The sequence below is a fragment of the Nocardioides seonyuensis genome, assembly GCF_004683965.1.
GTDB classification, from domain to species: Bacteria; Actinomycetota; Actinomycetes; order Propionibacteriales; family Nocardioidaceae; genus Nocardioides; species Nocardioides seonyuensis.
Genome location: NZ_CP038436.1, coordinates 1,030,695 through 1,045,604, shown reverse-complemented (window position 1 = coordinate 1,045,604; position 14,910 = coordinate 1,030,695). Strand labels below are relative to the sequence as shown.

Genomic DNA, 14,910 nt, shown 5'->3' with positions numbered 1-14,910 from the left:
CGTCGACCGATCGAGGGCCCGCCCACGATAACCAGAACTCCCGCGGAAACCGATTCGAACGGCCAATTGCGCGGCCTAGTCTGGAGAGATGCGCATCACGAAGCTCGGTCACGCCTGTGTCCGCCTCGAGCACGACGACTCGGTCGTCGTCATCGACCCGGGAGTCTTCACCGACCGCGCCGCGCTCGACGGGGCGGGCGCGGTGCTCATCACCCACGAGCACCCCGACCACTACGACGCCGACAACCTGCGCGCCTCCGCTGCCCCGATCTGGACCGTCGCGGACGTGGCAGAGCTCATCGCCCGGGACGCGCCGGACCTCCGGGAGCGCGTGCGGGTGGTGGGTCCCGACCAGGAGTTCGACGGCGGCGTGCCGGTCAGGGCGGTGGGGGAGCAGCATGCCGTGATCCATCCCGAGCTGCCCAGGGTCCACAACAGCGGCTACGTGCTGCGCCTGGGCGACCTCTCGGTCTACCACCCCGGCGATGCCCTGACCCTCCCCGAGGAGGACGTCGACCTGCTCTGCCTGCCGGTCAGCGCTCCGTGGCTGAAGGTGTCCGAGGCGATCGACTTCGCCCGCTCGGTCGGTGCCCCCCGCAACCTCGCGATCCACGACCGGGTCTACTCCGATGCCGGGCTCGGCATCGTCGACGGCCACTTCGACCGGTTCCTCTCAGCGGCCGGGCAGGACTACACGCGGCTGAAGGACGGATCTGACCTGGACTGACGCGCGGGGCGCGCCGCGAGTCAGGGGCCGGAGAGCGCGTCCCGCACGGGCACGAACTTCGCCTGGGACTCCGCGAGCTCGGCCTCGGGGTCGGAGTCGCCCACGATCCCGCAGCCGGCGAAGAGCCGCACCGTGTCCCCTGACACCAGTGCGGAGCGCAGCGCGATCCCCCACTCGCCGTCACCGCTCGCGTCCATCCAGCCCACCGGGCCTGCGTAGCGGTCGCGGTCCATGCCCTCGATCGCACCGATCAGCTCCGTCGCCACGTCGGTGGGGGTCCCGCCGACGGCAGCCGACGGGTGCAGGGCCTCGGCGAGCTGGAGCGCGGTGGCGTCGTCGTGGACGACGCCGTTCACGTCGGTGGCCAGGTGCATGACGTTGGGGAGGTGGAGGACGAACGGGGCCTCGGGCACGTTCATGGAGGAGCAGTGCGGCTCGAGGGCGTCGGCGACGGAGCGCACGGCGTACTCGTGCTCCTCGAGGTCCTTGGAGGACCGGGCGAGCGTCGCGGCCAGCGCGAGGTCGCGGTCGTCGTGACCGGTACGACGGATCGTGCCGGCGAGGACGCGCGAGGTGACGAGGCCGCGCTCGCGGCGTACGAGCATCTCGGGCGTCGCACCGAACATGCCGTCGACGTGGAAGGTCCAGCACATCTCGTAGTCGTCAGCCAGTCGCGCCAGCGGCCCGCGGACGTCCAGCGGCTCGTCGGTCGTGGCCACCAGGTCGCGGGCCAGGACGACCTTCTCCAGGTGGCCCGACCCGATCCGGCCCACGGCATCGGCCACGACCGACATCCACTCGTCGCTGTTGAGGGCGCCGTCGGAGAACACCAGGCCGGTGCTCGGCTGGGGCGGTTGCGCGTTGACCAGCGCCGGTGCGTCGGCGTCGACGGTCGTCAGCCAGGTGCGGTCGCCTCGGCGTCCGACGACGTAGCGCGGCACGACCAGGACCGAGTCGCCGGGCTCGTCGGCGAACGCGAAGGAGCCGAAGCAGACCAGGCCCGTGCCCGGCTCGGCCACGTCGTCGCGCACGTCGCTGCGCGCGACCGTCTCGGACCACCACTTCACCGCGTCGCTGAAGCGGGTCGGGCCGTGGGTGCGGACCAGGGCTGCGACGCCCCACCCGACGAGCCCTTCTCCGCGGCGCAGCCAGGTGACCGGGTGGTCGTCGGGGACGAGGTCGAGCAGCGACCGGTCGGCGGCGACCTCGGGGTCGACGGCGACGGTCCGCACGGCCAGGGGCCCGGCGGTCCGACCGTGGGGAGACGACGTCACGACTCGGGAGCCTACGCCGGGCGTCCGCGGTCGCCCGTCAGTGCCCGGGAGAGAACCGCACCGGGAACTCCAGCGCTCCGGTGTTGCCTGACACGGGGAGCCAGCGCCCCGGGCCGTCCGGTACGGCATCGGGCATCCGCGCGGCGAGCAGCGGCAGCGCGACCGCCATGTCGGTGCGCGCGACGAAGTGGCCCAGGCAGTGGTGGACCCCCGACCCGAAGCCGAGATGGGGCGGGCGCACCTCGCGGATGTCGAACGAGGGGTCCGGCATCGCGAGGGGATCCGTGCCGGCGGAGTGGGAGAGCACCTGCACGATGCCGCCCTTGGGGATGTGGAGGTCGCCCAGGTCGACGTCCTCCCGGGCCTCGCGGGTCACCCAGGTGACGGTCGGATTGACGCGCATCACCTCCTCGACCGCCTGCTCGCCCAGCTCCGGACGCTCACCCAGGAGGCGCCACTGGTCGGGATGCTGCAGCAGGGTCTGGAGTGCGAGGCCGAGCTGGTTGCGCGTGGTCTCCATCCCTGCGAAGGCCAGGAACACCACTGCGACCGAGAGCTCCTCGCGGGTCAGCCTGCCGTCCTCGGCGGTGGAGGCCGCGATGAGGGTGCTGACCAGGTCATCGGCGGGCTCCTCGAGGCGGCGGGCGACCAGCTCGTCGACGAAACCGTAGAGGCCGTCGAGGGCTGCCTCGATGCGGGGCAGGTCGTCGCGGATGGCGATGCCGAACGACTTGCCCAGGTCGTCGGCCCAGTGGGCGAGCTGGCGCCAGTCCGCCTCGGGCAGGCCGATCAGCTGGCACAGGATCCGGGCCGCGTAGGGCTCGGCGAACTCCGAGATGAACTCCACCTCACCCCGAGGTGCGAAGTCGTCGACCAGCTCGTGGGCGAGTGCCTGGAACTGTGGCCGCATGGCCGCGATGACCTTGCTGCGGAACGCCGGCATGAGCAGTCGGCGGATGCGTCGGTGGTCGTCGCCCTCGAGGGAGAGGAGGGTCTCCTTCCACCAGCCCGCGAACCTGCCGGAGTAGATGCCGTTCTGCTCCGGCCACTTGGCGTTGCCCTGCTGGAACCGACGGTCTGCGAGCAGCGCCGCGGACTCCTCGTACCGCAGGAGCGCCCAGCCGAGGTTGGTCTCGACCCACCACCGTTGGGCACGGGCCGCGTGCACGACGTCCGAGGTGACGTCGAAGGTCGGGTCCGACAGGTCGAAGCGCACGGGAGCGGCCATGGCTCATGGTGGCCCATCCCCCGTCGTTCCGCGACCTCCGGGTGGGCGTGCCCCTGCCGGGCCGCCTACGCTCGCCACGTGGCCCGCGCTGAACTCGACAAGCAGCCCTCCGACGTCCGTCGCATGTTCGACACCGTCGCCAGGCGCTATGACCTCACCAACGACCTGATGACGGCAGGGATCCAGCGCAGCTGGCGCCGCTCGATGGTGAGGGCCGTCGGGCCGCGGCCGGGTGACCTGGTGCTGGACCTGGCGGCGGGGACCGGCTGCTCCAGCGAGCCGTTCGCGCAGCACGGCGCCATCGCGGTGGCCTGCGACTTCTCGGTCGGGATGCTGCGCCAGGGCAGGATCGACCGGCCTGCCGTGCCGTTCGTGGCAGGGGATGGCACTCGCCTGCCCTTCCTCGACGACACCTTCGACTCGGTGACGATCTCCTACGGGCTTCGCAACTTCGTCGATCCTCTCGTCGGGCTCCGGGAGATGCGACGCGTCGTCCGACCGGGCGGACGGCTGGTGGTCTGCGAGTTCAGCACGCCCACCAACCCGGCGTTCCGGGCGCTCTACCTCGACGGCTTCATGAGGGCACTCCCCGCCATCGCGTCGGTGACCGCCAGCGCCGCGGACGCCTACACCTACCTCGCCGAGTCGATCCGGGCCTGGCCCGACCAGGAGGGGCTGGCAACGCTGATCGCGGAGGCGGGCTGGCACGACCCGGAGTGGCGCAACCTGACCGGCGGCATCGTGGCCCTCCATCGGGCGACGGCATGACAATTAAGGCAGGCACCTGTGAGTTAAATCCGCAGGTGAGCGCGCCTATCGTGGCTGTGGCACCCCGACGTGACGAAGGGCACGCGCCGTCCTAGACTGGCCCTCGCGTCACTCGTGAACTCGTTCACAAAGTCACATGGACCTCTCGGAACATGACGGAAGGATCGCAGGATGGACCTCTACACGCCGGTGCTGGCGCTGGCCCTCCTGGCGGCAGGCTTCGCGGTCTTCTCGGTGCTCATGAGCGCCTTCATCGGGCCCAAGCGCTACAACCGCGCCAAGCTCGACTCCTACGAGTGCGGCATCGAGCCCACGCCGCACGCAGTGGGCGGTGGGCGGTTCCCCATCAAGTACTTCATCACCGCGATGCTCTTCATCGTCTTCGACATCGAGATCATCTTCCTCTACCCGTGGGCGGTGCACTTCGACGCCATGGAGGTCTTCGGCCTCATCGAGATGGTGCTCTTCATCGGCACGGTGTTCATCGCCTACGCATATGTGTGGCGACGCGGCGGCTTGGACTGGGACTGAGGTTCTTAAGACATGGGAATTGAAGAGAAGCTGCCCAGCGGCGTGCTCCTGACCACGGTCGAGGGCGTCGCGGGCTACATGCGCAAGGCCTCGTTCTGGCCCGCAACGTTCGGCCTGGCCTGCTGCGCCATCGAGATGATGACCACCGGCGGTCCCAAGTACGACCTCGGACGATTCGGCATGGAGGTCTTCCGGGCGAGCCCGCGCCAGGCCGACCTGATGATCGTCGCCGGCCGCGTCAGCCAGAAGATGGCTCCGGTGCTGCGCCAGATCTACGACCAGATGCCCGAGCCCAAGTGGGTCCTCGCGATGGGCGTGTGCGCCAGCTCCGGCGGCATGTTCAACAACTACGCGATCGTCCAGGGGGTCGACCACGTCGTCCCGGTCGACATGTATCTCCCGGGCTGCCCCCCGCGCCCCGAGATGCTGATGGACGCGATCCTCAAGCTCCACGACCAGGTCCAGAACACCAAGCTCGGTGCCAACCGCCGGGCTGAGGTCGAGGAGCTCGAGACCAACGCCCTGCGCGCCCTGCCCACCAGCGAGATGAAGGGGCTGCTCAGGTGAGCGAGGACAAGAACGTCGACGGCAAGGGCAAGCACGAGAAGGCCGTCGAGCAGCCGGCCGTCGACCAGTCCCCGGAGAACATCGCCCCATCCCAGGGTGAGGTGCGCTCCGTCGGCGTGCGGCACGGCATGTTCGGCGTCAGCGGCACCGGCGACACCTCCGGCTTCGGAGGGCTCGTCAGGCCGGTGATCTATCCCGGCGCCAAGCAGCGGCCCTACGGCGGCTGGTTCGACGAGGTGGCCGACGCCCTCGAGGCCCGACTCGACCAGACCGACCTGGGCGCCGCGATCGAGAGCGTCGTCGTGCACCGTGGCGAGATCACCTTCCACGTCCGCCGCCAGGACCTCCCGTTCGTGGCCCAGATGCTCCGCGACGACGAGGCGCTGCGCTTCGAGTTCTGTGCCGGCGTCAGCGGCGTCCACTACCCCGAGGACGCCGGGCGTGAGCTCCACGCGGTCTACCACCTGCTGTCGATGACCCACAACCGCCGCATCCGGCTCGAGGTGAGCGCGCCCGACAGCGACCCGCACATCCCGAGCCTCGTGAGCATCTACCCGACCAACGACTGGCACGAGCGCGAGGTGTGGGACATGTTCGGCATCCAGTTCGACGGCCACCCGGCGCTCGCACGCATCCTCATGCCCGACGACTGGCCGGGCCACCCCCAGCGCAAGGACTACCCACTGGGTGGCATCCCTGTCGAGTACAAGGGCGGCAGCATCCCGCCGCCGGACCAGCGGAGGTCCTACAACTGATGGACGAGACACAGCAGGACGTCTACGCCGACCCGAGCGAGACGAGTCAGGGGCGGGTGTTCACCGTCACCGGCCAGGACTGGGACTCGGTGACCCAGAGCATCGGCGACGCCGCCGACGAGCGGGTCGTCGTCAACATGGGCCCCCAGCACCCGTCCACCCACGGGGTGCTGCGCCTCATCCTCGAGCTGGAGGGCGAGACGGTGACCGAGGCCCGCTGCGGCATCGGCTACCTCCACACCGGCATCGAGAAGAACATGGAGTTCCGCTCCTGGGTCCAGGGCGTCACGTTCTGCACCCGCATGGACTACCTCTCACCGTTCTTCAACGAGGCGACCTACTGCCTGGGCGTGGAGCGGCTGCTCGACATCGAGGACGACATCCCTGAGAAGGCCCAGGTCATGCGGGTGCTCCTCATGGAGCTCAACCGCATCTCCTCCCACCTCGTCGCGATCGCGACCGGTGGCATGGAGATCGGGGCCCTCACCGTGATGACGATCGGCTTCCGCGAGCGCGAGCTCGTGCTCGACCTCTTCGAGCTCATCACCGGCCTGCGGATGAACCACGCGTTCATCCGTCCCGGCGGCGTGGCCCAGGACCTTCCCCCGGGCGCCCTCGACGAGATCCGCGACTTCGTCGTCCTGATGAAGAAGCGCCTCCCCGAGTACGCCGATCTCTGCAACGCCAACCCGATCTTCAGGCGGCGCCTCGAGGGCGTCGGGCACCTCGACCTGGCCGGGTGCCTGGCCCTGGGCATCACCGGCCCCGTCCTGCGCTCCACCGGCTACGCCTGGGACCTCCGCAAGTCCGAGCCCTACTCCGGCTACGAGGACTACGACTTCGACGTCCAGACCTGGGACACCTCCGACTCCTACGGGCGGTTCCGCATCCGGCTCAACGAGATGTGGGAGTCCCTCAAGATCGTCGAGCAGTGCGCTGAGAGGCTCGCAGGACTCGAGGGTGCCCCGGTGATGATCGGCGACAAGAAGATCGCCTGGCCGAGCCAGCTCGCGATCGGCAGCGACGGCATGGGCAACTCCCTCGACCACATCCGTCACATCATGGGCGAGTCCATGGAGGCCCTCATCCACCACTTCAAGCTGGTCACCGAGGGCTTCCGCGTCCCCGCCGGCCAGGCCTACGTGCCGGTGGAGTCGCCGCGAGGCGAGCTCGGAGCCCACGTCGTCTCCGACGGCGGCACCCGACCGGTCAGGGCGCACTTCCGCGACCCCTCGTTCACCAACCTGCAGGCGACGAGCGTGATGAGCGAAGGTGGGATGGTCGCCGACGTCATCGTCGCGATCGCGTCCATCGACCCCGTGATGGGAGGCGTTGACAGATGAGCGAGCCGAACGACGGGCGCACCAACGACAAGCAGTGGGTGGCCGGCGAGAGCCCCACCGAGGCGAGCGAGGAGCTCCTGACCGAGCGCGGCGTCCGCGCCACCGTGCCGGACCCCTTCGACGAGAACACCACCGCGCTCAGCGCGGAGACCTGGGCCGAGCTGCGCGAGATCGCCGCGCGCTACCCCCAGGCTCGCTCGGGCCTGCTGCCGATGCTCCACCTGGTCCAGTCCGTCGAGGGACGCGTCACCCCCGAGGGCATCGAGGCGTGCGCGCAGATCCTCGGGATCACCCCGGCCGAGGTCCACGGCGTCGCGACCTTCTACACGATGTACAAGCGCAAGCCGGTGGGCGACTACCACGTCGGGGTCTGCACCAACACCCTGTGCGCAGTCATGGGCGGCGACCTGATCTTCGAGCGTCTCAAGGACCACCTCGGCGTCGGCAACGACGAGACGACGCCGGCCGAGGAGGGCAGGTCCTCCATCACGCTCGAGCACGTCGAGTGCAACGCCGCCTGCGACTACGCGCCGGTGATGATGGTCAACTGGGAGTTCATGGACAACCAGACGCCCGAGTCGGCCGTCCAGGTGGTCGACGACCTGCGCGCCGGCAACGAGGTCCACTCCACGCGAGGACCCAGGCTCTGCACGTGGCGGGAGGCCGAGCGCGTGCTGGCCGGCTTCCCCGACGACCTCGCCGACGAGGGTCCGGCCGCCGGACCTGCCTCGCTCGTGGGGCTGAAAATCGCTCGCGAGAAGGGCTGGACCGCGCCCTCCTCCGAGAAGTCCGGGGGCGCAGACCTCCCCGACAGCAAGACCGAGGCCGTCCACGACGCCGACACCTCGCGTGCCGAGTCCGAGACGACCGTCGAGCAGACCTCGGGCAAGGAGGGCACCTCGGATGACTGACATGCTGACCCCGGTCCTGACGGACAACTGGGACGACGAGCGCGCCTGGACCCTCGCCTCCTACGAGGCGCGCGGCGGCTACGCCGGCGTCGACGCGGCGTTCGCCATGGAGCCCGACGCCGTCATCGAGGCGGTCAAGGAGTCGGGCCTGCGCGGTCGTGGCGGTGCCGGTTTCCCCACGGGGATGAAGTGGGGCTTCATCCCCCAGGACAACCCCAAGCCCAAGTACCTCGTGGTCAACGCGGACGAGTCCGAGCCGGGCACCTGCAAGGACATCCCGCTGATGATGGCGAGCCCGCACACCCTCATCGAGGGCGTGATCATCAGCTCCTACGCCATCCGCGCAGAGCACGCGTTCATCTACGTGCGCGGTGAGGTGCTCCACGTCATCCGCCGCCTCCAGCGCGCCGTGCAGGAGGCCTACCTGGCCGGCCACCTCGGTGCCAACATCCACGGCTCGGGCTACAACCTCGACCTGGTCGTCCACGCCGGTGCAGGGGCCTACATCTGTGGTGAGGAGACTGCGCTGCTCGAGGGCCTGGAAGGACGCCGTGGCCAGCCTCGCCTGCGGCCGCCGTTCCCGGCCGTGGCCGGGCTCTACGCCAGTCCGACCGTGATCAACAACGTCGAGTCGATCGCGTCGGTCCCCAGCATCATCAACAACGGCGCCGACTGGTTCGCCTCGATGGGCACCGAGAAGTCCCAGGGCTACGGCATCTTCAGTCTCTCTGGCCACGTCACCAACCCCGGCCAGTACGAAGCCCCGCTCGGCATCACCCTGCGCGAGCTGATCGACCTGGCCGGAGGCATCCGCTCGGGCCACGAGCTGAAGTTCTGGACGCCCGGCGGCTCCAGCACCCCGCTGCTGACGCCCGAGCACCTCGACACGCCCCTGGACTTCGAGGCGGTCGGTGCGGCGGGGTCGATGCTCGGCACCCGCGCGCTGCAGATCTTCGACGAGACCACGTGCGTCGTACGCGCGGTCCTGCGCTGGACCGAGTTCTACAAGCACGAGTCCTGTGGCAAGTGCACGCCGTGTCGCGAGGGCACGTGGTGGCTGGTGCAGTGCCTGACCCGTCTCGAGGCCGGACAGGGCACCGAGGACGACCTGGAGCTGGTCCTGGACCAGTGCGACAACATCCTGGGCCGCTCCTTCTGCGCCCTCGCCGACGGGGCGGTGAGCCCGATCGCGAGCTCGATCAAGTACTTCCGTGAGGAGTACCTCGCCCACCTCACCCACGGCGGCTGCCCGTTCGACCCGACCGCCTCCGCCCTCTTCTCCGTTGAGGGAGCAACTGCATGACCACCCAGAAGTCCGACGCCGCATCCACCGTCGAGAAGTCCGACCTCGTCACCCTGACGATCGACGGGGTCGAGGTCAGCGTGGCCAAGGACACCCTGGTCATCAGGGCTGCCGAGCAGATCGGCGTCCAGGTCCCGCGGTTCTGCGACCACCCGCTGCTCGCGCCCGTCGGGGCCTGCCGCCAGTGCCTGGTGGACGTCCCCGACGCCGGCAACGGCCGTGGCTTCCCCAAGCCACAGGCGTCGTGCACCCTGCCGGTCGCCGAGGGGATGGTCGTCAACACCCAGGCCACCAGCCCGGTCGCCGACAAGGCGCAGCAGGGGATGATGGAGTTCCTGCTCATCAACCACCCGCTCGACTGCCCGGTGTGCGACAAGGGCGGCGAGTGCCCCCTCCAGAACCAGGCGATGAGCAACGGCCGCGGTGAGTCCCGGTTCTCCGCCACGGGCGGCGTCAAGCGCACCTTCCCCAAGCCGATCAACATCTCGCCCCAGATCCTGCTCGACCGCGAGCGCTGCATCGTGTGCCAGCGCTGCACCCGCTTCGCCAACGAGATCGCGGGCGACCCGTTCATCGCGCTCGTCGAACGAGGTGCGCAGCAGCAGATCGGCATCGCAGAAGATGCGCCGTTCCTGTCCTACTTCGCGGGCAACACCATCCAGATCTGCCCGGTCGGTGCGCTGACGTCGGAGGACTACCGCTTCCGGTCGCGTCCCTTCGACCTCGTCTCCAACCAGAGCGTCGCCGAGCACGACGCCTGCGGCGCCGCGATCCGCGTCGACCACCGTCGCGGCAAGGTCATGCGTCGACTGGCCAGCGACGACCCGGCCGTCAACGAGGAGTGGATCAGCGACAAGGACCGCTTCGGCTTCCACTACCCGATGCAGGCCGACCGGCTCACCTATCCGCAGGTCCGCGAGAACGGCGTGCTCCGTCCGGCGTCGTGGCCCGAGGCGTTCGCCGTGGCTGCGCGTGGGCTCCGCGAGGCCGGCGCCAGCGGTGTGCTGACGGGTGGTCGACTGACGGCGGAGGACGCCTACGCCTACGCCAAGTTCGCCCGGGTCTCGCTCGGCACCAACGACATCGACTTCCGTGCCCGTCCCCACACCGCCGAGGAGGCCGACTTCCTGGCGGCCCACGTGGCGCTCTCGGGTGACGTCGAGTACTCCGACCTGGAGAACGCGCCCCTGGTCGTGCTCGTGGGGCTGGAGCCCGAGGACGAGGCGGCCACGATCTTCCTGCGGCTGCGCAAGGCGTCACGACACGGCACCCAGGTGGTTGCCGTCGCGCCCTTCGCCACCCGCGGCCTCGGCAAGATGAACGGCCGCCTGATCCAGACCGCCCCCGGCGGCGAGGCCGAGGCGATCACCGCGCTGAAGGACCACACCGAGATCAGCATCGGCAAGGACACCGTCATCCTCGTCGGCGAGCGCCTCGCGGGCGTCCACGGCGGCCTGACCGCCGTGGCCGACCTCGCCCGCACCACGGGGGCCCGAGCAGCCTGGGTCCCGCGACGAGCCGGCGACCGCGGAGCCGTCGAGGCCGGGGCGCTGCCCAACCTGCTGCCCGGGGGTCGGCCCGTGGCCGACGCCGCGGCGCGCGTCGACCTCGCCGCTGCGTGGGGCGTGGACTCGCTGCCGGACAAGGTCGGACGAGACGGGGACACCATCGTCGCCGCCCTTGCCAAGGGCGAGCTCGGCGGCCTGGTCGTGGCCGGCGTCGACCCGGACGACACGCGCGACCCCGCGGGCTTCCGTGCGGCTCTCGAGGCTGCCTCGTTCGTGGTCAGCCTCGAGCTGCGCGCCACCGATGTCACCCGCGTCGCCGACGTCGTGCTCCCGGTGGCGCCGGTGACCGACAAGGCAGGCACGTTCGTCACCTGGGAGGGTCGTCCGCGGCCCTTCGATGCCGTGTTCACCAACCCCGCGTCACTTCCTGACCTGCGCATCCTCTCCGGCATCGCCGACGAGCTCGCTGCGCTCGGTGCAGCTGGCACGCTGGGCATCCGGACCGTCTCCGAGGCCCGGGCCGAGATGGAGGCCCTCGGGCCCTGGGACGGCCCGCGAGCCCAGCTCACCCTCGGCAAGCCGCCGCGTGCCAGCAAGCCCAAGGCCGGCTCGATGGTGCTCTCCACGTGGAAGCAGCTGATCGACCAGGGTGTGATGCAGGACGGCGAGCCCCACCTGCGCGCCACGGCCCGGCCGGCGGTCGCGCGGGTGAGCCAGTCGTCGTACGACGCCCTCTTCGGCATGCTCGAGGGCCCGGCCGAGGCGACCCTCACCGGCGACAGGGGCTCGGTGACGCTGCCCGTGGAGGTGGCCGAGATGCCTGACGGCGTCGTGTGGGTGCCTGCCAACTCGTTCGGTCGGGGGGTGCTCGCCGACCTCGCGTCCCCGGGCAGCTCGGTGATCGTGAAGGGAGCACGCAAGTGAACCTGTCGCTCATCGACGCGCTGCCCCTGGTGGCGATCCCCGACGGCGGTCTCGCTGCCTTCGGCAAGGACCCTTGGTGGGTCATCCTGGTCAAGGCGCTGCTGATCTTCGTGGTGCTCGTGCTCCTCACGCTCTTCAACATCTGGCTGGAGCGACGCGTGGTGGCCCGGATGCAGCACCGCATCGGGCCCAACGTCAACGGCCCCTTCGGCCTGCTGCAGTCGCTGGCCGACGGCGTGAAGCTGGCGCTGAAGGAGGACATCATCCCCAAGGCCGCCGACAAGGTGGTCTTCCTGCTCGCGCCCGTACTGGCCGTCGTGCCGGCGTTCGTGACCTGGGCGGTGATCCCGTTCGGCCCCGAGGTCAGCTTCTTCGGCGAGCGGACCCCCCTGCAGCTCACCGACATGCCGGTCGCCGTGCTCTTCCTGCTGGCGATCGCCTCGATCGGGATCTACGGCATCGTCCTGGGAGGCTGGTCCTCCGGCTCGACCTACTCCCTGCTCGGCGGGCTCCGCTCGAGCGCCCAGATGATCTCCTACGAGGTCGCCATGGGTCTGGCGCTGGTCGCGGTGTTCCTCTACGCCGGCTCGATGTCGACCTCCGAGATCGTCGCCGCGCAGGACGAGCTCTGGTTCGGCCTGATCCTGGCACCCTCGTTCATCATCTACATGATCTCGATGGTGGGGGAGACCAACCGCGCCCCCTTCGACCTCCCCGAGGCAGAGGGTGAGCTGGTCGGCGGCTTCCACACCGAGTACTCCAGCCTGAAGTTCGCGCTGTTCTTCCTCGCCGAGTACATCAACATGGCCACCGTGTCGGCCATCGCCACGACGCTGTTCCTCGGCGGCTGGGCCGCACCGTGGGGCATCGAGCACATCTGGCCCGGCGCCAACGAGGGCTACTGGCCGCTGCTGTGGTTCTTCGGCAAGGTCTTCCTCTTCATCTTCATGTTCATCTGGCTGCGCGGCTCGCTGCCCCGCCTGCGCTACGACCAGTTCATGGCGCTGGGGTGGAAGGTCCTGATCCCGCTGTCCCTGCTGTGGATCATCGCGGTCGCGACCATCCGGGTGCTCTCGCTCGACGGCGGCATCGACCGGACCTACCTCGTCGCAGCCTTCGCGGTGGCGCTGGTGCTGGCCATCGGGCTGATGTTCATGGGCGACGGCGAGGACGACGACACGTCGCAGCCCGAGGCGTCCGAGGAGCCCCACGACGCCTTCGCGGGCGGCTTCCCGGTTCCGCCGATGCCTGCCGGCGGTGCGGTCCGGGGCGCGGCTGCCCCGGTCACCTTCGCCGCCAGCCGCACCGTCACCGGCTCGGCCACCACCGATCCGACCGCCACCGATCCGACCGCCACCGAGGGGGATGAAGACCGATGAGCGAGTCCAAGGGCTTCAAGGAGCAGTTCTGGGACCCCGTCGCGGGGTTCGGCGTCACCTTCCGCACGATGTTCCGGAAGGTCGTCACCGAGCAGTACCCCTTCGAGAAGCTGCCGACCGCGCCGCGCTTCCACGGACGACACCAGCTCAACCGCTGGCCCGACGGCCTGGAGAAGTGCATCGGCTGCGAGCTGTGCGCCTGGGCGTGCCCTGCGGACGCGATCTACGTCGAGGGTGCTGACAACAGCGAGGACGAGCGGTTCAGCCCTGGGGAGCGCTACGGCCGCGTCTACCAGATCAACTACCTGCGCTGCATCCTGTGCGGCCTGTGCATCGAGGCCTGTCCCACGCGCGCCCTCACGATGACCAACGAGTACGAGCTGGCCGACACCAGTCGTGCCGATCTCATCTACGAGAAGTCCGACCTGCTCGCCCCGCTCCTTCCGGGCATGGAGCAGCCGCCGCACCCCATGCGACTGGGTGACGACGAGAAGGACTACTACCGCGGCACCTACAGCGCACCCGCTCCCACCGAGGGAGGGGCCCGGTGACCTTCTGGATCCTCGCGCCCCTGATGGTCGCCGCCGCCCTGGGCATCCTCTTCGTCCGCAAGGCCGTCCACGCGGCCCTCCTGCTGGCCGTGGTGATGATGGGGCTGGCGGTGCTCTACCTCGCACTCGGCGGGCCGTTCCTCTTCGCCGTGCAGATCATCGTCTACACCGGCGCGATCTTGATGCTCTTCCTCTTCGTCATGATGCTCATCGGCGTCGATGCCTCCGACTCGCTCGTGGAGACGATCCGGGGCCAGCGCGTCCTGGCCGTCCTGCTCGGCGTGGCGCTGGGCATCGTGCTCGTCCTGGCGCTCGGCCAGGTCACCCTCGGTGCCGTCCAGGGGCTGGGCGAGGCCAACGCCGGGGGCAACGTCCCGGCACTCGCGAACATCCTCTTCTCGCGCTACGTCTTCGCCTTCGAGGCGACCAGCGCCCTGCTCATCACCGCCGCGATGGGTGCGATGGTCCTGGCCCACCGCGAGAGGCTCACGCCGCGCGCGGGCCAGCGTGCCCAGGCCGCGCGGCGCATGCGCGACTACGCCGAGCACGGCAAGCACCCCGGTCCGCTCCCTGCCCCGGGCGTCTACGCCCGCCACAACGCGGTCGACACGCCTGCCCTGCTCCCTGACGGCTCGCCGTCGGAGGCGTCGGTCTCCCGCGTGCTCGCCGCTCGTGGCACGGTGCGGTCCGCCCCGGCCATGGCCGAGGACATCGAGGAGGTGCGCCGACAGCTCGCCGGGCTCGACCAGCACAGCGATCCCAGCGAGATGCCGGAGACCTCGGGCAAGTCGGGCACCCCGGCCAACACGGAGGAGGACAAGTGACCGAGTACGTCGTCCTCTCGGCGATCCTGTTCACCATCGGGTGCGTCGGCGTGCTCACGCGTCGCAACGCGCTCGTGGTCTTCATGTGCGTCGAGCTGATGCTCAACGCCTGCAACCTCGCCTTCGTCGCGTTCGCCCACCAGCACGGGAACCTCGACGGCCAGGTCGCGGCCTTCTTCGTGATGGTGGTGGCCGCAGCCGAGGTCGTCATCGGCCTGGCGATCATCATGACCATCTTCCGCACGCGACGCTCGGCCTCGGTCGACGACGCCAGCCTGCTGAAGTACTGAGGGAGCTGTCGTGACTTCACTTGTGTC

General features: G+C 69.8%; 15 protein-coding genes. 13 read left to right on the top strand and 2 right to left on the bottom strand.

What is annotated here, in order from left to right:
- Positions 1 to 88: 88 nt before the first annotated feature.
- Complete coding sequence (locus EXE58_RS05150) at positions 89 to 727, top strand: MBL fold metallo-hydrolase (protein ID WP_135266876.1); 639 nt, start codon at positions 89 to 91, stop codon at positions 725 to 727.
- Between the two features lie 20 nt (positions 728 to 747).
- Here the strand turns inward: EXE58_RS05150 and EXE58_RS05145 are convergent, their stop codons facing one another.
- On the bottom strand, positions 748 to 2,001 hold the full coding sequence (locus tag EXE58_RS05145; protein WP_425271671.1) for an isochorismate synthase: 1,254 nt from the start codon (positions 1,999 to 2,001) through the stop codon (positions 748 to 750).
- A 37-nt stretch (positions 2,002 to 2,038) separates the two neighbouring features.
- On the bottom strand, positions 2,039 to 3,229 hold the full coding sequence (locus EXE58_RS05140; RefSeq protein WP_135266875.1) for a cytochrome P450: 1,191 nt from the start codon (positions 3,227 to 3,229) through the stop codon (positions 2,039 to 2,041).
- Positions 3,230 to 3,307: 78 nt separating this feature from the next.
- On the opposite strand from EXE58_RS05140, the gene EXE58_RS05135 reads away from it, so the two are divergent.
- The 12 genes from EXE58_RS05135 to nuoK all read left to right on the top strand — a co-directional run bounded on the left by EXE58_RS05135 (position 3,308) and on the right by nuoK (position 14,883).
- Entirely contained in the window at positions 3,308 to 3,997 is a 690-nt protein-coding gene (locus EXE58_RS05135) for a demethylmenaquinone methyltransferase (RefSeq protein ID WP_135266874.1), read from the top strand.
- Positions 3,998 to 4,168: 171 nt separating this feature from the next.
- Positions 4,169 to 4,528 (top strand): NADH-quinone oxidoreductase subunit A, encoded by a 360-nt coding sequence (locus EXE58_RS05130; protein WP_135266873.1) that lies wholly within the window; start codon positions 4,169 to 4,171, stop codon positions 4,526 to 4,528.
- A gap of 12 nt (positions 4,529 to 4,540) precedes the next feature.
- Positions 4,541 to 5,095, top strand: a complete 555-nt coding sequence (locus EXE58_RS05125) for a NuoB/complex I 20 kDa subunit family protein (RefSeq protein WP_135266872.1) — start codon at positions 4,541 to 4,543, stop codon at positions 5,093 to 5,095.
- Positions 5,092 to 5,850 carry an NADH-quinone oxidoreductase subunit C gene (locus EXE58_RS05120; RefSeq protein ID WP_135266871.1) on the top strand — a complete coding sequence of 253 codons (759 nt, stop codon included), beginning with the start codon at positions 5,092 to 5,094 and terminating at the stop codon, positions 5,848 to 5,850. The genes EXE58_RS05125 and EXE58_RS05120 overlap by 4 nt, the downstream gene beginning before the upstream one ends.
- Positions 5,850 to 7,193, top strand: coding sequence for an NADH-quinone oxidoreductase subunit D (locus EXE58_RS05115; protein WP_135266870.1), 1,344 nt, complete (start codon positions 5,850 to 5,852; stop codon positions 7,191 to 7,193). Before EXE58_RS05120 ends, EXE58_RS05115 begins: the two co-directional genes overlap by 1 nt.
- Positions 7,190 to 8,104: an NADH-quinone oxidoreductase subunit NuoE gene (gene nuoE, locus EXE58_RS05110; RefSeq protein ID WP_135266869.1), complete on the top strand. Its 915-nt coding sequence runs from the start codon at positions 7,190 to 7,192 to the stop codon at positions 8,102 to 8,104. The genes EXE58_RS05115 and nuoE overlap by 4 nt, the downstream gene beginning before the upstream one ends.
- The gene (nuoF, locus tag EXE58_RS05105) at positions 8,097 to 9,407 is read left to right on the top strand and encodes an NADH-quinone oxidoreductase subunit NuoF (RefSeq protein ID WP_135266868.1); all 1,311 of its coding nucleotides are present in this window, start codon (positions 8,097 to 8,099) and stop codon (positions 9,405 to 9,407) included. Before nuoE ends, nuoF begins: the two co-directional genes overlap by 8 nt.
- Positions 9,404 to 11,839 carry an NADH-quinone oxidoreductase subunit G gene (locus tag EXE58_RS05100; protein ID WP_135266867.1) on the top strand — a complete coding sequence of 812 codons (2,436 nt, stop codon included), beginning with the start codon at positions 9,404 to 9,406 and terminating at the stop codon, positions 11,837 to 11,839. Before nuoF ends, EXE58_RS05100 begins: the two co-directional genes overlap by 4 nt.
- Positions 11,840 to 11,841: 2 nt before the next feature.
- A complete protein-coding gene (nuoH, locus tag EXE58_RS05095; protein ID WP_244242523.1) occupies positions 11,842 to 13,218 on the top strand; it encodes an NADH-quinone oxidoreductase subunit NuoH in 1,377 nt (458 codons plus the stop codon).
- Positions 13,215 to 13,769 carry an NADH-quinone oxidoreductase subunit NuoI gene (gene nuoI / locus EXE58_RS05090; protein ID WP_135266866.1) on the top strand — a complete coding sequence of 185 codons (555 nt, stop codon included), beginning with the start codon at positions 13,215 to 13,217 and terminating at the stop codon, positions 13,767 to 13,769. Before nuoH ends, nuoI begins: the two co-directional genes overlap by 4 nt.
- 23 nt (positions 13,770 to 13,792) lie before the next feature.
- Positions 13,793 to 14,593: an NADH-quinone oxidoreductase subunit J gene (locus EXE58_RS05085; protein ID WP_135269434.1), complete on the top strand. Its 801-nt coding sequence runs from the start codon at positions 13,793 to 13,795 to the stop codon at positions 14,591 to 14,593.
- A complete protein-coding gene (gene nuoK, locus EXE58_RS05080) occupies positions 14,590 to 14,883 on the top strand; it encodes an NADH-quinone oxidoreductase subunit NuoK (RefSeq protein WP_135266865.1) in 294 nt (97 codons plus the stop codon). The genes EXE58_RS05085 and nuoK overlap by 4 nt, the downstream gene beginning before the upstream one ends.
- The last annotated feature ends 27 nt before the right edge of the window (positions 14,884 to 14,910 follow it).